Source organism: Paraburkholderia sp. CHISQ3, from assembly GCF_030464945.1.
GTDB classification, from domain to species: Bacteria; Pseudomonadota; Gammaproteobacteria; order Burkholderiales; family Burkholderiaceae; genus Paraburkholderia; species Paraburkholderia megapolitana.
In genome coordinates, this window is record NZ_JALPRG010000004.1 from 603,123 (window position 1) to 620,718 (window position 17,596).

Annotated in this window: 19 protein-coding genes; 6 read left to right on the top strand and 13 right to left on the bottom strand. The window is 58.7% G+C overall.

The window, feature by feature from the left end:
* The first annotated feature begins 39 nt into the window (after positions 1-39).
* A complete protein-coding gene (locus tag M0D65_RS12605; protein WP_091014523.1) occupies positions 40-753 on the top strand; it encodes an autoinducer binding domain-containing protein in 714 nt (237 codons plus the stop codon).
* A gap of 22 nt (positions 754-775) precedes the next feature.
* Here the strand turns inward: M0D65_RS12605 and M0D65_RS12610 are convergent, their stop codons facing one another.
* On the bottom strand, positions 776-1,942 hold the full coding sequence (locus M0D65_RS12610) for a right-handed parallel beta-helix repeat-containing protein (RefSeq protein WP_266252922.1): 1,167 nt from the start codon (positions 1,940-1,942) through the stop codon (positions 776-778).
* Positions 1,943-2,246: 304 nt separating this feature from the next.
* Between M0D65_RS12610 and M0D65_RS12615 the strand changes: the two genes are divergently transcribed.
* Positions 2,247-3,527 (top strand): carbohydrate-binding protein, encoded by a 1,281-nt coding sequence (locus M0D65_RS12615; protein WP_266252923.1) that lies wholly within the window; start codon positions 2,247-2,249, stop codon positions 3,525-3,527.
* A gap of 117 nt (positions 3,528-3,644) precedes the next feature.
* Here M0D65_RS12615 and M0D65_RS12620 read toward each other — a convergent pair whose 3' ends face one another.
* The 7 genes from M0D65_RS12620 to M0D65_RS12650 form a co-directional block, all read right to left on the bottom strand.
* The gene (locus tag M0D65_RS12620; RefSeq protein ID WP_266252925.1) at positions 3,645-4,367 is read right to left on the bottom strand and encodes an ABC transporter ATP-binding protein; all 723 of its coding nucleotides are present in this window, start codon (positions 4,365-4,367) and stop codon (positions 3,645-3,647) included.
* Entirely contained in the window at positions 4,364-5,083 is a 720-nt protein-coding gene (locus tag M0D65_RS12625) for an ABC transporter ATP-binding protein (protein ID WP_266252926.1), read from the bottom strand. Before M0D65_RS12625 ends, M0D65_RS12620 begins: the two co-directional genes overlap by 4 nt.
* Entirely contained in the window at positions 5,080-6,255 is a 1,176-nt protein-coding gene (locus M0D65_RS12630) for a branched-chain amino acid ABC transporter permease (RefSeq protein WP_266252927.1), read from the bottom strand. Before M0D65_RS12630 ends, M0D65_RS12625 begins: the two co-directional genes overlap by 4 nt.
* Positions 6,252-7,118, bottom strand: a complete 867-nt coding sequence (locus M0D65_RS12635; RefSeq protein ID WP_266252929.1) for a branched-chain amino acid ABC transporter permease — start codon at positions 7,116-7,118, stop codon at positions 6,252-6,254. Before M0D65_RS12635 ends, M0D65_RS12630 begins: the two co-directional genes overlap by 4 nt.
* 48 nt (positions 7,119-7,166) lie before the next feature.
* A complete protein-coding gene (locus tag M0D65_RS12640; RefSeq protein WP_091014534.1) occupies positions 7,167-8,393 on the bottom strand; it encodes an ABC transporter substrate-binding protein in 1,227 nt (408 codons plus the stop codon).
* A gap of 84 nt (positions 8,394-8,477) precedes the next feature.
* Positions 8,478-9,995, bottom strand: a complete 1,518-nt coding sequence (locus tag M0D65_RS12645) for an amidase (protein ID WP_266252931.1) — start codon at positions 9,993-9,995, stop codon at positions 8,478-8,480.
* 183 nt (positions 9,996-10,178) lie between these two features.
* A complete protein-coding gene (locus tag M0D65_RS12650) occupies positions 10,179-11,267 on the bottom strand; it encodes a substrate-binding domain-containing protein (RefSeq protein WP_266252932.1) in 1,089 nt (362 codons plus the stop codon).
* Between the two features lie 221 nt (positions 11,268-11,488).
* On the opposite strand from M0D65_RS12650, the gene M0D65_RS12655 reads away from it, so the two are divergent.
* Entirely contained in the window at positions 11,489-11,923 is a 435-nt protein-coding gene (locus M0D65_RS12655) for a MarR family winged helix-turn-helix transcriptional regulator (protein ID WP_091014538.1), read from the top strand.
* A 16-nt stretch (positions 11,924-11,939) separates the two neighbouring features.
* Here the strand turns inward: M0D65_RS12655 and M0D65_RS12660 are convergent, their stop codons facing one another.
* Positions 11,940-12,356, bottom strand: a complete 417-nt coding sequence (locus M0D65_RS12660) for a MarR family winged helix-turn-helix transcriptional regulator (protein WP_091014541.1) — start codon at positions 12,354-12,356, stop codon at positions 11,940-11,942.
* Between the two features lie 69 nt (positions 12,357-12,425).
* Complete coding sequence (locus tag M0D65_RS12665) at positions 12,426-12,584, bottom strand: hypothetical protein (protein WP_266252933.1); 159 nt, start codon at positions 12,582-12,584, stop codon at positions 12,426-12,428.
* A 196-nt stretch (positions 12,585-12,780) separates the two neighbouring features.
* Here M0D65_RS12665 and M0D65_RS12670 point away from each other — a divergent pair, with 196 nt between their 5' ends.
* Positions 12,781-14,571: a chloride channel protein gene (locus M0D65_RS12670; RefSeq protein WP_266252934.1), complete on the top strand. Its 1,791-nt coding sequence runs from the start codon at positions 12,781-12,783 to the stop codon at positions 14,569-14,571.
* A gap of 62 nt (positions 14,572-14,633) precedes the next feature.
* Here M0D65_RS12670 and M0D65_RS12675 read toward each other — a convergent pair whose 3' ends face one another.
* Positions 14,634-15,077 carry a VOC family protein gene (locus tag M0D65_RS12675; protein ID WP_266252935.1) on the bottom strand — a complete coding sequence of 148 codons (444 nt, stop codon included), beginning with the start codon at positions 15,075-15,077 and terminating at the stop codon, positions 14,634-14,636.
* Between the two features lie 104 nt (positions 15,078-15,181).
* Here M0D65_RS12675 and M0D65_RS12680 point away from each other — a divergent pair, with 104 nt between their 5' ends.
* On the top strand, positions 15,182-15,691 hold the full coding sequence (locus M0D65_RS12680) for a GNAT family N-acetyltransferase (RefSeq protein WP_091014801.1): 510 nt from the start codon (positions 15,182-15,184) through the stop codon (positions 15,689-15,691).
* Between the two features lie 144 nt (positions 15,692-15,835).
* On the opposite strand, the gene M0D65_RS12685 is transcribed toward M0D65_RS12680, so the two are convergent.
* Entirely contained in the window at positions 15,836-16,309 is a 474-nt protein-coding gene (locus M0D65_RS12685) for a hypothetical protein (protein ID WP_266252936.1), read from the bottom strand.
* Positions 16,310-16,743: 434 nt separating this feature from the next.
* Positions 16,744-17,208: a hypothetical protein gene (locus tag M0D65_RS12690; RefSeq protein ID WP_266252937.1), complete on the bottom strand. Its 465-nt coding sequence runs from the start codon at positions 17,206-17,208 to the stop codon at positions 16,744-16,746.
* 197 nt (positions 17,209-17,405) lie between these two features.
* On the opposite strand from M0D65_RS12690, the gene M0D65_RS12695 reads away from it, so the two are divergent.
* The coding region (locus tag M0D65_RS12695; RefSeq protein WP_266252938.1) for a transposase at positions 17,406-17,596 on the top strand (191 nt) is incomplete at its 3' end.

The following is a 17,596-nucleotide window of genomic DNA, read 5'->3' on the forward strand; positions in this document are numbered from 1 at the left end:
TATCCGTTATCCGGCAAGCATAGATCGGGAATCTCACGCATGACCCTGCAACCATCGACATGGATCGATCTGTTCGCGAGGCTGGATGCTGCGGACAATAAAGATCAGGTCATCAAAATGCTCGACGAGATTGCCGTCAAACTCGGCTTTCGTTATTGGGCCTACGGCGTTAAAACAAGAAATTTGCCGGGCAGCCGCAGTGTCGAAGTGCTCGATAGTTATCCGTCTGGCTGGATGTCGCATTACCTGGCCGAGGAATACATCGAAATAGATTCATCGGTCTCGCTCGCCATGAAACGATCGACCACGATCTCATGGGCCGAGGCACGACCTGCTGGTGGCGACCGGCTATGGGACGATGCTGCGGATTTTGGCTTGAAACATGGACTCGCCCACCCTTCGTGGGACAGGCTCGCCATGTTTGGTTTGCTCACCGTTGCACGGGAATCGGATCCCGTTAGCGCTGCCGAATTCGCCTCGGTCTCGCCCTATCTGGCGTGGGTCAGCAGTCTCATTCGTGCGCGACTAAACAGGCCCGGACGCCGGCACGCCCCGATCGACACCAGGCTCTCCTCGCGCGAACTGGAAGTGCTCAAGTGGACCGCGCTCGGCAAGACAGCCGCCGAAGTCGCGTTGATCATCGGCGTGGGCACCCGGACGGTGAACTTTCACATCGGCAATATCCTCGCAAAACTCGATGTGACGAATAAAGTCCAGGCAGTGATTCGGGCCACGGTCTTAGGCATTCTTTGACTGGCGACGGGATCGTGCCAGCTTAAGAACCGTTATGGGAACCATCTCCTGTTCCGGGCTGGTAGCTGGTGATCGAGTAACGGTCGACGAGATTCGTCGCCGGTGTGAAGCCAAACACCGACGCTTCCGAACCGCTCGTACTGTTGCCCCAGATGTTCATACCGGCACCGCTCTGGCTCAATGAACCGCCAGGGTTCATGACGTCTACGGCGTCGCCTTTGGCATTCACGATGAGATTGTTCGAGACTGTGTCGTTCGAGCCGTTCATGGTCCTGCTATTCGAATCGGTGCCGACCACGATACCCATCCATTGAGAGCCGTCCGTGACTGAGTTCTCGATCGTATCGCCAGTCGGACCCATCAGGGCGAATCCGCGCCCGTAGGCATTCGCCAGCGCGAAGTCGTGGCTGAATACGTTGCCGGAATCCTGCCTGCTATCGAAGGTATATGAATCGTCCGAGAACGAATCGTCGCCGGCCTGATAGACCTCGTTACTCGCGACGAAGTTGTTCAAGGAGCCGTTCATCAACGCAATACCGTCCGCATTGGTTCCTTCGACGAGATTGCTGCTGATCGTCGCCCCTGTCGCGCCGTCGAGGCGAATGCCATTCGACGCTGCGCCGAGTGTCGTGACGTAGCTGACGCCATCGTTCGATCCGGTTACGTCGATCGCGGCAGCGTCGGGCTGCGAGCTACGATCGAGCGCCCGCGTGGAAGTCTCGATGTTCGCTAACGTCGAATTGCTGCCGAGCTTGATCGCTTCCTCGTCGGGATTGGTCGCGCGCAATACCGTCTGGCTCCCCGCGCCCGTTACGTTCACACCGTTTAGCGACAACGTCCCGCTGTGGTTATACGTGCCGGCAGGAATGTAGACCGACTGATGCGATGACGCCGCTGCATTGAAGGCGTTCTGCAACGCACCCGTATTGTCGGTGTTCCCATCGCCCACTGCGCCATAGCTCGCGACGTTGATCGAACCTGAAGGCTGTGAGATCGGCGTGCCGGTTTGCGCACCGGGTGTGCTGCTCGAAGCACTCGACGCGGCTTTCTGCATCGCGACATCAGAAGACGCATTAGCCGCGGACAGCGCAGTCGATCTGCTCGACGAACCAGGCCCGTCACCACTGCAACCCACACATGCCCACAGCATAAATGCCGTCGATACGACACGCATCAGTTCGATTCTCATATCACGCCTCCTCGACGATGCTCAGAAGCTTAGGAACCCGACATTAAGAAAAGCACATTCGCGTCATAGGTCAATCGATTTCGTCATGGACCTGACAACCATGCCAGTTCACCGCTCGACCGGAATTCCCGATCATGGCTCGTCGTTCATCGCACACCGAAAATCAAAAAAATGGAGGGACGCCATGCATATTTCATAGCACCGATATCCATTTCACATACCGTCGGATACGAGTCAGCCTTCATTGATCGTAGAGATCGTAGAGCTTCAGTCACTCCCCTCAAGACGAGAAAAGGATAGATACATGATGACGAAGAGACTTTCTGCAACCGTGCTGCGTGCCGCATTCGGCGCCGCAGCAGCATCGCTGTTGTTCGGAATGTCGTCGGGCCAGGCATTCGCGGTCAGCGCATGGGCGCCCGATACGTACTACACGGCTGGGACGATCGTGAGTTACAACGGCAACGATTACCAGGCACTCGTCAATCAGACGGACTACTCCAGCACCGGATGGAATCCGACGACGGCTTCCCTGTGGACGCTCGTCGGTCCCGATTCCGGTTCGGGCGGCGGCACCGGCTCTACAGGTTCGGGCGGCACCGGTGGCACGACTACCGGAACCGCAGCGGGATTCATCTACAGTCCCTACAAGGACACGTCGATCTCGATGAACTGGAACACCAACACGATCTCGACAAACGTAACCGGCACCCTGAGCCCCGTGCTGTCCATATTGCCGACCAGCGTACGGGCACTCACGCTTGCCTTCGCAACCGGCGAGTGCGGCAGCGAGACCTGGGCGGGTCTCGGTGGCAGTACCCTCGCCTCGTCGAACGTGTCGCTCTTCACCGCGAAAAACGTCAACTATGTGATTTCGACAGGCGGCGCGTCGGGGGTATTTACGTGCGGCACCGATGCGGGCATGACGACGTTCATCAATCGCTATGCGTCCAATAACCTCGTCGGAATCGATTTCGACATTGAAGGCGGACAGACCCAGGCGATCATCAACAACCTCGTGCAGCGCGTCGTAGCTGCCCAGAAAACCTATCCGAATCTGCGCTTCAGCTTTACGCTTGCTACCGTCGCGCCTGCTCCGTCGGGTGCGAGCCAGGCCACCTCGTGGGGCTCCAGTGCTCCGGACAGCTTCAACACCTACGGCGACTGGGTGATGCAGGCCATCCAGACCTATGGGCTGAAGAACTACACGATCAATCTGATGACGATGGACTACGGCTCGGCACTGCCGGGTAATTGCGTGCTTTCAGGGGGGGCCTGCCAGATGGGGCAATCGACTGTCCAGGCTGCGTTGAACCTGCACGATCACTGGGGCGTGCCGTATAGCCAGATCGAAGTGACGCCGATGATCGGCGGCAACGACTCTGCCGGTGAAACGTTCACGCCGTCCGATGTGGATACCGTGTCGAACTTCGTGAAGCAGAACGGACTGGCCGGCCTGCATTTCTGGTCGTTCGATCGCGATGCCGACTGTGCGCCGGGTGCCGCATCGCCGACGTGCAATACGATCGGAGGGGTGGGCACGCTGGGCTATACGAACCACTTTGCCAGCGATCTAGGCCAGTAACGCTTGAGGCCGAAGGTAGCCAGCTACAACTACAGCCGGATGCCTTCGGAATAACCGCTCGTACAGGCTGGGAGTGACCCAGGTCCTCCCGGCCTGCTACGTGCTCAAAGCATGCAGTCACGCATGCACGCCGGCATACTGGCTCACGATTTCCACGTCCGACAGATGCTCGCGCGGAATCTCTCCGCCTATCTGCCCGCGTCGAATGACGAGCACACGTTGCGATACTGCCGCAATGAAATCGAGGTTCTGTTCGACCAGCACGATGGTCAGGCCGCTGCGCTCGCGCAACTTGACGAGTGTCTCCGCGATCTCATCGATGATCGATGGTTGGATGCCTTCGGTTGGCTCGTCGAGCAACAGCAAGTCTGGCTTGCCCGCCAATGCACGCGCAAGTGCCAGCAACTGCTGCTCGCCCCCTGAGAGCGAACCGCCGGCCCGATCGAGCAACGGCTTCAGACGCGGAAAGTCTTCGAGCAGGCCGTCGATCACCGCATCGGGCTTTCGCCCGGTCTTGATCAGACCGAGACGCAGATTGTCGTAGGTGCTCAACGCCGCAAAAATCTCACGCCCCGGCGGCACGTAAGCCATACCGCGGCGCGACCTCGCGTGAGGTGCGAGCCGCGTCACATCGGCACCGTCGAGAAGGATCGTGCCCGACGTCGCCGGCAATGCGCCGATCAGCGTGCGCAGCAGCGTCGTTTTGCCCATGCCGTTGTGCCCCAGGATGCCGATCGATTCGCCGCGCGCGATCGACAGCGACACGTCGTAGAGCACCGGAATCGAGCCATAGCCCGAACACAAACCGGTAATGTCGAGCATTGCGCCATCTGCACTCATTGCGGTTTCTTGCCCAGATAGATCTGCTGGATCAACGGGTCGCTCATGATGCGATCCGGCGTGTCTTCGCGAATGATCGCGCCTTGATGCAGCACCGTCACCGTCTTCGCGATGCGGCGAATGAAGCTCATATCGTGCTCGACCACCACGAGTGCGTGCCGACGGTTGATGTCGAGAATCAGATCCGCCGTGCGTGCGACTTCGGCATCGCTCATACCGGCTGCCGGCTCGTCGAGCAGGATCAGCGGTGGATCCGCGGCGATCACGACCGCCAGTTCGACCCATTGTCTCTGGCCGTGTGCGAGCAGACCGACGCTCGCCTCACGATAAGCCGACATACCGACCCGTTCGAGGACCTCGCGTGTCACGCGCTCCGTTTGTGCGGGCGTGTGCACGCGACGGGCCGCAAGCCAGACGTTGTCCCATACCGAGAGCCCATTGAAAAGACTCGGCACCTGGGTCTTGATCCCGATGCCGAGGCGGCCAGGCTCATGCGGTCGCATGTTGGAGACGTCCTTGCCGCGAAACAGGATCTGTCCTGAAGTCGGCTTGACCTGGCCGGTTAGCAGCTTGAAAAAGGTACTTTTACCGGCACCGTTTGGGCCGATCACGCAGCGCAATTCGGCTTCAGCTAGCGTGAAATTGACATCGCGCGTGGCGTGCACGCCGCCGAAGCGCACGTTCAGATCGCGCGTTTCGAGTAACGGTATCGTCATCGTGCCGCCTCCCGATGCGGATCGGCGGGTGCGGTTTCAGCGGCACTGCCCTGCTCGGTGCGTTGCGTACGATCCCGCGCGGCCGACGCACGCCGCTGTTCCGCAGTCGTCGCTGCGACGGTACCACCGCGCAACTTCCGAACGAGCATGGCACCCAACGAACCGATCGCGGGCACGATACCGCGTGGAAGCATCAACACGAAGCCGACGAGAATCGCTCCGAGCACGAGGTTCGAATTGACGGTCTGCTGTGTGCCGATCTGCGTCGTCAGCCATTGAATGGCGACGCAGCCCACTATTGGCCCAACCAGCGTACCCAGACCACCGACAATCACCCAGATGATGATCTGCGCCGATTGCGCAAGGCCAAAGATCGTCGGGCTCGTAAAGGCGCCCCAGTTGGCAAAGAGACATCCGGCTAGTCCGGCAATCGCCGCGCCCAGCACGAACGTAAAGAGTTTGTACGCACGCGTGTCATAGCCGAGCAGCAACAGCCGCTGTTCATTTTCCTTGCCCGCGACGATGACACGACCGACCTTGAGCGCCAGCAACGCACGCAGCAGCACATACACAAGAAGCAATGCACCGAGTGACAGCTCGAACAACCCGCGCGGCCCGATCACATCGTCGATATTGCCGGGCACGTTGAGCGGCGCGATGCCTGGAATGCCATTGAAGCCGCCGAGCGGCGCATTGCCGATCTTCCACTCCGGCCCTGCCGTCGAATTGATCAGATTGAAGAGAATCAGCGTGACGGTCAGCGTGATGACGCCCATGTAGACATCGGAAAGGCGACCGTAAAAGATCAGATAGCCCAGCACGGCCGCAAACGCGGCGGGCAAGACAATCGCGAGTAGAAACGGCACCGTACTGTCGCCGAGGTTCGTGACGGCAATCGCATACGTGTAGGCGCCCAATCCGAAGAACGCCGATTGTCCAAAGCACAAGATGCCACCAAAACCCCAGATAAAACCGAGGCTCACGGCAAGGATCGACATCACCACGTAGATGGTGGCCTGCACCAGTGCGAAGTCGTCGAGCATGTGCGGTAACGCGACGAGCAGCACCACGCCGACTGCAAGCGTCAATGCCGCGCTTTTCCACGAACGGGAGAAACGCTCTAGCGCATTCGGTCCCGGTATGACAGGGGCATCCGGCGTCGACGTGCTCACAGCGTCCCCTTGAAGAAGCGCCCCGTGATGCCCTGTGGAAGCAGTCTTAGCATAATGATTGCGCCAATCAGTAGCGCGACTTCGCCCATGACAGGTGTCGTAGCGAACGTGGCGATCTGGTTGATCGCACCAAACAGCGTCGATGCACTGACAAGCCCGATCACGATGGCAGGTCCGCCACCGATAACGGTAATAAACGCTTTGGCGACGAACGCACCGCCCATCGTCGGCACCACACCGGTCATCGGCGCGAGCAAGGCGCCGGCGAGACCGGACAGTGCCGCACCGATCGCAAACGTCGTCGAGTAGACGACACCCGGATTGATACCGAGCGCATCGGCCATCTGCGGGTTCTGCATCGTGCCGCGCGCGATCAGTCCAAGCGACGTATGCAGCAGCACCCATCGCAAGGCAAATGCGAGCACGAGCGCAACCGCGATGATGACCAGCGTATAGGTACTGACCGAATACGCACCGATAGAAAAGTTGCCCAGCGGAGCGGAGATACCGGCCGTCGTATTGCCTGCAATCGAAGTGACGATGCCGATCAGCAGCAGCGAAAGTCCCCATGTGGCGAGCATCGTGTCGACCATGCGGCCATACAGGCGGCGAATGAAGAGGCGCTCCAGCACGATACCGATCGCGCCGACCACGATGGGCGCCACGACCAGAATCGCGACCCACAGATTGACGCCGAACCGGATCGATTCGATTGCCGCATAGGCGCCCAGCATCATGAACTCGCCGTGCGCGAGGTTGATGACCTTCATCATGCCGAAGATGACCGCCAGTCCCGCCGAGACAACGACGAGGCTTGCGATTGCGTACAGCACCTGAATGACCACAATGGCGGCGAGATCCATCGCACCTCCTTCACATCGCGTATTGCCGGTTACCTGACGAGGCGAGCCTTACAGCTTGATCACGTATTGCTGGTTGTCGCGCGGGTTCTTGATCAGGTTGCACACGGCACTCGTATCGCTCGGTGGCTGCGCCTGGAATGTCTCGACGATATCGAGCTTGTGATTGCGCACCTGCGCAATACTGACGTTGAGAACGCAGTGGTGCGTGGCCGGATCGATCGATACCTTGCCGCTCGGTGCATCGATGCTGATGCCGGACTCGAGTGCCTCGATTACCTTGGTTCGTTCTAGCGTGCCGGCTTTCTTCACGCCCTGCGCCCACAGATTGAAGCCCTGATAGGTGCCCATCGCGAGTTCGGTGATGTTCGGATAATTGCTGCCGAAACGTTTGTGGAAGCGGTCCTTGAATGCCTTGTTGACCGGATTGTCGAGATTTTCGAAGTAGTTGTACGACACCAGAAACCCGTCGCACTCTTCGGGCGAGAGCACGATCTGTTCATTGCCGCCCGCAAAGGTTGTCGACGCAAGCGGGATCTTCTTGTGCAAACCGGCTGCCGCCCACTGCCGGTAGAACGACATATGCGCGCCGCCTACCAGCGCGGACACCACCATGTCCGGTTTAGCCGCTTCGATTTTCGAAATGGTCGAACCGAAATTCGTCACGTCGAGCGGAAAGAAGTCGATCGACGCGACCGACCCGCCGTTATCCTGCACAAACTTCTTGACCCACTGTGAGGTGATCTGGCCGTAGTTGTAGTCGGCCGCAACGACGTAGACTTTTTTGCCCCACTTCTTCATCGCGTACGGCACGAGCTTCGCAACGGTCTGCCCCGGTGTCACGCCGGTGCAAAACGTATTGCGGTCGCACACACCGCCTTCGTATTGCGTGTTGTAGAAATAGAGCGTGCGATAGCGATCGAGCACCGGCCGCATCACTTCGCGCGAGGCCGACGTGATACCGCCCTGCACGACCGCGACCTTGTCCTTGAGCGCCGCCTGCTGCGCGAACTGCGTATAGAGCTGCATGCTCGACTGCGGATCGTAGGTCAACAGCTTGATCTGCTTGCCCAGCAAACCGCCTTGCGCGTTCCATTCTTCAACTGCGATCGTCAGGCAATCGGCCATCGGTTTGCCGTAGATGTCGAGACCACCCGACAGGTCCGTAATACCGCCAACCAGAATCTCATCCGCAGCTGACGCTGCAAATGGCACCGCACCGGCCACGCCGGCGGCAAGGGAAAGAGCGGACGACTTGATGAACGAACGACGATCCATGGAAGGGCCCAGAATAAGATGCGGCGGTTAAACAGCGTATGCGTCTCTTCACGCGCTCAAGAGGAATGGCTCGTACGATGCAACTTAAAGCGTGGTCCAGTCGGCGGATTGCTCGAACGCCCAAGCCGCCCGATAGATCGTCGCTTCGTCCCAATGCCTGCCGATCAACATCATGCCCACCGGCAATCCTTCGATCATGCCGCACGGAACGTTCATTGCCGGATGTCCGGTCACATCGAACGGACAGGTATTCGGCAGCATTTCGAAAGCGCGCGTAATCACCTCTTCCAGTGGCGCGCCCGCTTCGGGAAGCGGCGTGGCGGTTAGCGGCAACGTCGGCATCAGCAGCAAATCATAGTCGGACAATGCCGTATCGTAAGCAAGTTTCAGTTGCCGCGACAGGTTCTGCGCCTTGGCGTAGAAGTGCCCGCGATAGTGCTTGATGAAGTACTCGCCCAACACCATCGTGATCTTGAGCGTCTCCGACAGTTCGTCGGCACGCTCGCGCCAGCCGGCATGAAAGTCGATCATGCCCGTCACGTAGAGACCCTTCCAGTTGAAGCCGTGACCGTTGTCTTTCATCATCTGTTGGGTCGCGCCTTCTGCCGCAATCGGCAACCAGATGGCGGGTCCAAGCTTATGCATGGGAATCGACACCTCGCTGACTTTTGCACCGAGATCGGTGAGGCGATTGGCGGCCTCGCGCACCTTGTCATCGGATGCGGCCTGCGATTGCGGCCAGCCAAAGCCTTCGCGCACGACACCGATTTTCAGTCCGCGCGCGCCTTCTTTCATCAGATCGGCGTAGGGCTTCGAGGTTTGCTCCGCGTACTGGCGAGGATCGAGACCATCGGGGCCCGCGAGGACTTCCAGCATCAGCGCGTTGTCGGCGACCGTCGCGGACATCGGCCCCGTGTGATCGATAGTCAGTTCGATCGGCATGACACCGGTATAGGGAACGAGCCCGTGCGTAGGCTTCATGCCGTACACACCGCAATACGACGCCGGCATACGGATCGATCCGCCCTGATCGCCGCCGATCGCAAGATCGACCTCCCCTGCTGCAACGAGCGCCGCGCTGCCAGACGACGAGCCGCCCGCGGAATAACCGGCGCGTCGTGGGTTATGAACCGGCGCTGGCGAGCTCGTATGCGAGCCGCCCGAAAAACAGAAGTATTCGCAGGTGGCCTTGCCAACTATCGTCGCGCCCGCGTCGAGCAGGCGCGTCACGATCGTCGCGTCCACGTCGGGCACGTAGCCTTCGAGTGTCGAGGCACCGTTCATCATCGGCACGCCGGCTAAGCAAACATTGTCCTTGAGCGCCACCGTCTTGCCTGCCAGCTTGCCGGTCGGCGCGCCCTTCACCTCGGTCTTGACATACCAGGCGCCATAGCGGTTTTCTTCGGCGGACGGCCGGTAACCTGGCGTTCTCGGGTACGTCACGCGGGGCACATAGTCAGGTAGCGCATCGATGACATCGTAGGCATCGAAATTGGCCTGCAACAGCTGGTTGTAGCTGGCAAGCTGGGACTCCGACAGATGAATACCGAGACTCAATGCGACCTCGTCAAGCTGACCAGGCGTAGGACGTTTGACTGCCATGACGACTCCTCACTCGATGGGAACCGGGACAGGCCGGCCTCTTCATCAGGCCTGCGTGCCTTGACGGTCAGCCGTATCCTGGACGCGGCACACCTGACCTGCGAGCAATGGTAGGAAGGACTATTTTCCAAGTCAACGATTTATTTTCCGTGGAAAATAAATCGTTGCTGCGCAGCATGGAGATCAGATTGGCGTGATCACCTCGAACTGGTGACCTGCTGCGCGAGCGAGGTAGATTGGTACACGATTGACCCGGCCACCGGCATAGGCCGCGCCGCGCGCACTGCGATACGCGAGCGGAGCGGTGCCGAGCCGGGCGAGTCCACCTTCGTCGGCGGGATTGCGTCGGCGGGCATCGTCGAGCAAGGCAGCTAGAAAGTGAACGCCCTCGTACGTGGACTGGCCGAAGGTATCGAGCGTCGGCGCACGGGCACCGAAGTGACTGTGGTAGCGCTCCTTGAACGACAGATTGGCGTCGGTATTCAGGCTGGCGAAATATCCCGATGCGACGTAGAGATCGTCGGTATGTTGCGCGCCGATGCCGAGCAGTTCGTTCTCACCGAGCGCACACGACAGACGCACCACACGTCCCGCAAGACCCGCGGCGCCAAACGCGCGATTGAAGTCGATCGCGTCCTGACCGATCAGCGACAGCAATACTGCATCGGCCTTCTGCGCACGGATCTGGTCGAGCACGTAGCCATAATCGCCGCCGCCGAACGGCAGATACATTTCGCGCACGACGCTCGCGCCGGATTCGCCGACGAAACGATGCGCGAGCCGATGCGTCGCGTGCGGCCATACATAGTCGTTACCGACAAACATCCAGCGGCGCGGATGGCGATGCTCGCCAAGCCAATGAATCGCGAGACGCAACTGGTTGACGGTGGTTTCCCCAATCGCGAACACACCGGGCGTGCGTTCACCGCCTTCGTAGAGTGGCGTATAGACGAACGGAATGCTTCCGCCTATTGCGTTGAGCAGATCATGGCGCACGGCGCTCGTATGCATGCCGACGAGTGCGTCGACCTCTTCGGCTTCGACCAGCTCGATCAGGCTTGCCTCGATTTCGTGGGCGTCGTCGCCGGCATTGATCGTGACCAGCCGGCAAAACCGGCCCGCAATGCCCGACGATGCATTGAGCTCCGCCACGGCAAGGCGTGCCGACGCGAGCGCGGCCGGCCCCCAAAGGCCCGCCGCGCCGCCTAGCGGCACGCACAGGGCAATCGTCAGTTCTTTCGCATGGCGCCGCGAAGGGGAACGTCGCTTCATCGTCGCTCGGGCACTACGTTGACGGTCGAACAGGCGGGCAAGGCAGTCTCCTGGTTCTGGCAAGAAGCACGGCACTCCATACTCTACGCTCGCGCGCGCACCATCAACGGGCGCACAGAGGCCCGCGTCGCACCGCCACGGTGTATTTTCGCACCGATACTTTCCTGGGAAAGTTTACTTGCGTAAGATCGATGGCATTCAACCCACGATATGCATCTACCATGCCGGAACAAGCACTCTCAGACTATCTCGCCTATTTGCTGGCGTCAGCGAATCGTCAGATGAAGCTCGGCGTGACCCAGTCGATCGCCGACGAACAGGTGACCGAAGAACACTGGCGCATTCTTCAGGCGGTGTCCGACGAACAAGGTCATGCAATGGGCGAACTGGCCGAGACGGTGCTGCTCAATCATCCCGCACTGACGAAGAACATCGACAAGCTCGTCAGTCGCGGTCTCGTGCAACGCGCGCAGGATGAAAACGACAGCCGCAAGGTGCTCGTGTATATCAGCGATCGGGGTCTGGAACTGGTTGCGCGTCTAAGGCGTAGCGTCGACGCGCATCATGATGCGATCGAAGAAGCACTCGGCCTGCGCAACACGAAAGAACTGAAGCGCCTGCTTGGGAAATTGATCCGCGAATCGCAGGCGGACTGAAGCCGCTTAAAGATCGCTATTCAAAGTCGATTTGCGGAATCTGAAACGCGCCTTTAAGCGATTTCAGTTCTGCACGATGCAACTCGGCAAGCTTCACGAGCACTCGCTCGCCGGCTTTTTCAAGGTGTACTTCCACCTGACGGCGGTCGACCTCACTCACCTGGCGTCGAACCAGGCTAAGCGCCTCGCAACGCGACACCAGCGCAACTACCCCATGATGCTGCGCCTGAAGCCGCTCGGCCAGTTCGCCGATCGTCGCCCAGTCGCGCTCCGGATAACCTTTTATGTGCAGCAGCAACAGGTACTGCAACGGCGTGATGCCTTCGTCTTGCGCAGCCTGTTCGGAGAAGCGCTCGAAGCGTCGCATCTGGTAGCGGAATTCCGACAACTGCTCGAAGTTGGCCTTGGTTAGCGCACGAATCTGTTCTTTCATCGGAATCCCATCTATGCAGTGAGCGGAAACTATATCGCAGAATGATATGCGTTAGCGCTGACGAAGAAGTCAGCGCGTTCGGACATGCCCATCCTGCAGCGTCTCCTTTGCCACCAGCTCGTCGACTTCGAGCCTCATCGAAGAGAAAACGTCGAAGCCGCTCATCCAGCAGTTGGTGTCGAGAATAGACAGTAGATGCGTTTCGGCCTGCAGTTGTCGCGCGAGCATCGCACCGCAGCGCACACCGCCCTTCCGGCGTCGCGTCGTAGCACAGAAGAATGCGTTTGAACGGAGTCAGCACAGGTCGGTACTCCCAAAGCCGCGTGACCATGGCCCAATTATACATCATGTTGTGATGTATAATGCCGTGCAGCATGTGCCTGAAACTGGCTCTTACATCCGACTATCTGGATTCGACGTACACGTGAACACCTCCAAAGGCGATTTCGCCACCGATACCCGGCTGCTCAGAATCACATTCATCGCGGCGACGCTAGGCGTAGTGAGTACCCTCGCGGCCGGCTTCCTGCTCCACCTGATTCGCTTCTTTACCAATCTGTTCTTCTTTCAGACGGTATCGATCGAGAACCACTCGCCCTCCACTAACACGCTAGGCTGGTGGGTGCTCGTCGTGCCGGTGATCGGCGGTCTGGTTGTCGGATTGATCGCGCGATTCGGCTCCGAACAGATCCGCGGACACGGCATTCCAGAAGCGATCGAAGCCATCCTGTTCGGCAAGAGCAAGATGTCGCCGAAGGTCGCCGTGCTCAAGCCGCTTGCGTCTGCTATTGCTATCGGCAGCGGCGGTCCGTTTGGCGCGGAAGGTCCAATCATCATGACGGGTGGCGCGATCGGCTCGCTCATCGCGCAGTACTTTCATCTGTCGAGCGGCGAGCGTAAAACGCTGCTGGTTGCGGGCGCCGTGGCCGGTATGACTGCTGTGTTCGGCACACCGGTCGCCGCGGTATTGCTCGCCGTCGAATTGCTGCTGTTCGAACTGCGTCCACGCAGTTTGTTGCCGGTTGCGGTGGCCTGCGCGGTGGCTGGGTTTACACGACCTCTGCTGATGGGCGCTGGCCCGCTGTTTCCTCTGCAAACTTTGCCACTTGGTCCGATTGGCCTCGCTTCGTGTGCGGTCGCGGGACTCATGACCGGTGCGCTTTCGTGGGCGCTGTCGAGCTGGCTTTACAAGGTGGAAGATCTGTTTGCGCGCCTGCCGATCCACTGGATGTGGTGGCCTGCGTTGGGCGGTATTGCGGTGGGCATCGGCGGTTACTTTCAGCCTCGTGCGCTTGGGGTCGGTTATGACGTGATCGGCGACCTGCTGCTGAATCACCTGACGGTGAGCGTGGTATTGGCAATCGTGCTCGTCAAGGCGGTGATCTGGGTCATTGCGCTAGGGTCCGGAACGTCGGGAGGCGTACTCGCCCCGCTGCTGATGATGGGTGCGGGCGTAGGCGCTGTGTTCGGCCCGATGATGCCGGGTGGCGACCCCGCCGTCTGGCCGCTGGTTTTCATGGCAGCGGCGCTCGGCGGGATGATGCGCGCGCCGATCATGGCGGTGGTGTTCGCATTTGAACTGACGCACGATGCGAATGCGTTGCTACCGTTGCTGACCTCCGCGGCCGTGTCGTACGGATTCACGGTACTGTTCATGCGCCGCTCGATATTGACCGAGAAAATCGCGCGTCGTGGGTACCACATCTACCGCGAATACGGGATCGATCCGCTCGAGCGGCATCATGTCGACGAAGTCATGACGCGTACTGTAAAAACCATCGATGCGGATGCTAGCGTAACCGATGCGCTTGAGCAGTACTTCGATTCGCAGCAACTGCACCGGGCGTATCCCGTCGTGCGCGCTGGAGTGCTGGTCGGGATGGTGGATCGGCAGATGTTGATTGCGGTAGCGCAGGACGATGCCAGAACAACTAGCGTCGGCGATCTGTGCGTGGGTCAGCATCCCGATGTTGCGTTGCCCGACGAAACATGCCGGCTTGTCGCGGCGCGTCTTGCCTCGCGCTCGCTCGATCGTGTGCCGGTGGTGGCGGATGAAACGGGCCGTTTGTTAGTGGGTATCGTGTCGCGACACGATCTGGTTAAGCCGTCGCTGTCGATCTTTAACGAAGAGCGTCAGCGCGAACAATTCCGCAGTGTTTCGTTGACGCGTGGGAAGCGGTCGGTGGATGTTGGTGAACGTGCGTCGCAGCGTTAGCGCGAAGCGTCGTGTCGTGTCTCGTCTCGAAGACCGTGTTCGTTGGAATTCTCCCGCGAAGTCTACTGCCCGAGTTCTTCCGCGAGCCCGATGAGAATTCCCTCGGGACTGCGGATGTAGCAGAGCCGATAGGCGTTTTCATACTGGACCACTTCGCCGACCAGCTTCGCACCGAGTTTGGCAAGGCGCGCGAGCGTATCGTCGATGTCCTCGACGGCAAACATGACGCGTAGATAGCCGAGTGCGTTCACTGGAGCCATGCGGTGATCGGCGGCCACGGGTGGTGCGAGGAAGCGGGAGAACTCGATCCGGCTATGACCGTCCGGTGTGCGCATCATGGCAATCTCGACGCGCATGCCGCGCAGTCCGGTGACCCCATCCGCCCAGTCCCCTTCAATTACTGGGGCACGCCCTTCGAGATCGAGACCGAGTTCGATGAAGAACTCAATGGTGGCATCCATGTCTGCGACCACAATGCCAACGTTGTGCATACTCTTGACGGTCATGATGTCTCCTTGGCGTCCAGCCTGGTTGCAGGGTGATTGCCAACCGCTCCCATGGCACTGAGGGACTCGTGCGTCCGATTCTGCACCTAGGTTATATTCACCGAATGATCGAGACCGAACGCCTTATCTTACGCCCCCACCGCCTTGCCGATTTTGAGGCGTGGTACGCCATGTTTACCGATCGTGAGCTGTTTCAGTTCATCGCTGCGCCTACGCTGTCGCGCGAGGATGGGTGGAACCGGCTGCTGCGATATGCAGGGCACTGGTCGCTGCTAGGCTTCGGCCTCTTTGCTGTTTTTCGAAAGTCCGACGGACAGTTCATTGGTGAGACCGGACTGGCGGATTTTCATCGTGCCCTCGGTGAAGACTTCGATGGATATCCGGAAGCAGCCTGGATCATTTCCCGATCCATGCAAGGGCAAGGCGTTGCGCTCGAAGCTGCAGCTGCGGCGCATCGGTGGATCGATGAGACGCTATCGCCGAAGCGGACCGTGTGTCTGATTGGGAAGGAGAATCTGCCGTCCTTTCGGATCGCGAGTCGTCTGGGATATAAGCCCTTTGCTGAGCGCAGCTATAAAGGCTCGCTTCATGTGGTGCTGGAGCGTGTGAAGTGAGTAGTCTTTTCTAAGTGCTGACGCTTGTGGGTGCGGGCCGTCGAGAGCGTGCGAAGGTATGACCTCGTTTTAATTTTCGGCAGAGAGATTTCAAAGCTCATGGACTGTTTTTCCCCCGCCGGCCGCTAGAAAAATTAGCCGCGCCTAATCGCGAATGAAGTCGGGAGCGTCATCGTCATCCTCCTGCTCAACCCGATTCTGATAATCGAGCGCCTCAGGAAATCCGGATGGCAAGTAGGTACCATTCTTCAAATCATAATATGGCGATCGATAAGGATATTTATTTATTATATTTTCAATATCTCGATTCAAACTTTGTCGCTTAAACCACATCGAGCCACATTCCCCGCAACCCCAGAACGGCTTCTCCACATCCGCAGATTTATCCACGTAGGCTACCCAACCCGAACAGCGGGACACAGGACAACGAAGAGATTCTTTCTCACGATCCTCCTCTGGTTCATCGTTACGCATTTTCAGGTCGTAGCCAAAGCTCATCCAACATTTGGGGCATTTGAGCATTACGAAAGACATGCCCTTCGCAGTTGCCTTATCAATCAGATTTTGCTGCTCAGGAGACGCATCAAAAGCCTGTTTACACGCTCTACATTGGATCATGATTTTCTTTCGCACTATATGTTAGTCACAACCAGACGGGCATCATGTCGACGGCTACCTTTGCGGGTAAACGGTCACGCTAGGCATGCGTCAAACGTAATCACTCACTATGTAACCGCTGAACAGATTTTGCGCAGTAGCATCTCCACCTCTCACCAGATCGATCGCCACTTGCACATCGCCGCACGTCAAATCGAGGACCCACAGTTCACTGTTCACTGCTTCCGCGGCTTCGATATAGCAGCAGGCTGTCGCATGTGTTTCCACATACCGCGCAAGTCCATGCGACCTCGGGATCATAACGCTGAAGTGCGAGCCGTCCGGGTAGCCAGTCGAGTATCAATCACGCACCGTGATCATCCCGCACAGTACCGGACTGATCTCGCTTCGATCACGATTTTTCTCGTAACGTAAGGGATTCGGCGTCACGTACATCATGCAAGCGGCAACTGCACACTGAAGATGACCAAGTTGTCCTTCTCACCAAATTTTGCAAACAGGCAATGCGTCGCGAAGTCCCAACGGATCTGCCGCAAAGCGAGATTGTCTCGAGCGGGTGCGCCGATATGATCAATCAACGTTTGCTTGGAAGCGCCGAAAGTCACGTGCAACGGCAATTCGCCTGTATAGGGAGTGAAATCATCAGTTTTAACTCCATACAAGCGAACATTTGCTAGCACGAGCGCACCGTCTGGATACTCCCTCGCCTTCACGTCAAGCGCCTCGGAATCGCGGAAGGTCACCTCTACCCCCAATTCGGCGCTAGAAACGATAGCCGTACTGTCCCCACGCTTCAGCTTCGGGGTCGTAGTAATGTCAAGGTCCGCCAAGAATGCAGCGATTTCGGGTTCACCGAAATATCGACCGAGTAGAGTCGTCAGACTATCCATACCACTCATAAACACCTCACTTCACTTTATCCAGAATTTTAGTCAATGCCTCATCGAATGCCTTGTTGTCCATTCGCATAATTTTGGCAGCGGCCTTTTGGTAGGCTTTCTTGCACCCTCCGCTGGTGATCTGCATTAGGAAATCCGGACCAGCACGAGAGTGAGTTTTTCGGCAAACTTGACCCTGAGCAAGGAGGTGGTTTGCCATGAAACGGAAACGCTTTTCGATCGAACAGATCGTCGCGGTACTGAAGCAGGCGGAGCTGGGTATGCCGGTAGCGGATCTGATCCGCCAGGTTGGTATCTCGGAGCAGACGTACTACCGGTGGAAGAAGCAGTACGCCGGGATGCAGTCCGATCAGGTACGCGAACTCAAGCAGTTGCAGGATGAGAACGC

Bases quoted from the DNA above. Each gene is read 5' to 3' on its own strand.
- M0D65_RS12625 (WP_266252926.1), bottom strand. From the start codon at position 5,083: ATGACGATACCGTTACTCGAAACGCGCGATCTGAACGTGCGCTTCGGC.
- M0D65_RS12675 (WP_266252935.1), bottom strand. From the start codon at position 15,077: ATGACCGTCAAGAGTATGCACAACGTTGGCATTGTGGTCGCAGACATG.
- M0D65_RS12645 (WP_266252931.1), bottom strand. From the start codon at position 9,995: ATGGCAGTCAAACGTCCTACGCCTGGTCAGCTTGACGAGGTCGCATTG.
- M0D65_RS12650 (WP_266252932.1), bottom strand. From the start codon at position 11,267: ATGAAGCGACGTTCCCCTTCGCGGCGCCATGCGAAAGAACTGACGATT.
- M0D65_RS12680 (WP_091014801.1), top strand. From the start codon at position 15,182: ATGATCGAGACCGAACGCCTTATCTTACGCCCCCACCGCCTTGCCGAT.
- M0D65_RS12655 (WP_091014538.1), top strand. From the start codon at position 11,489: ATGCCGGAACAAGCACTCTCAGACTATCTCGCCTATTTGCTGGCGTCA.
- M0D65_RS12635 (WP_266252929.1), bottom strand. From the start codon at position 7,118: ATGGATCTCGCCGCCATTGTGGTCATTCAGGTGCTGTACGCAATCGCA.
- M0D65_RS12615 (WP_266252923.1), top strand. From the start codon at position 2,247: ATGATGACGAAGAGACTTTCTGCAACCGTGCTGCGTGCCGCATTCGGC.
- M0D65_RS12610 (WP_266252922.1), bottom strand. From the start codon at position 1,942: ATGAGAATCGAACTGATGCGTGTCGTATCGACGGCATTTATGCTGTGG.
- M0D65_RS12665 (WP_266252933.1), bottom strand. From the start codon at position 12,584: ATGCTCGCGCGACAACTGCAGGCCGAAACGCATCTACTGTCTATTCTC.
- M0D65_RS12620 (WP_266252925.1), bottom strand. From the start codon at position 4,367: ATGAGTGCAGATGGCGCAATGCTCGACATTACCGGTTTGTGTTCGGGC.
- M0D65_RS12690 (WP_266252937.1), bottom strand. From the start codon at position 17,208: ATGAGTGGTATGGATAGTCTGACGACTCTACTCGGTCGATATTTCGGT.
- M0D65_RS12605 (WP_091014523.1), top strand. From the start codon at position 40: ATGACCCTGCAACCATCGACATGGATCGATCTGTTCGCGAGGCTGGAT.
- M0D65_RS12640 (WP_091014534.1), bottom strand. From the start codon at position 8,393: ATGGATCGTCGTTCGTTCATCAAGTCGTCCGCTCTTTCCCTTGCCGCC.
- M0D65_RS12685 (WP_266252936.1), bottom strand. From the start codon at position 16,309: ATGATCCAATGTAGAGCGTGTAAACAGGCTTTTGATGCGTCTCCTGAG.
- M0D65_RS12660 (WP_091014541.1), bottom strand. From the start codon at position 12,356: ATGAAAGAACAGATTCGTGCGCTAACCAAGGCCAACTTCGAGCAGTTG.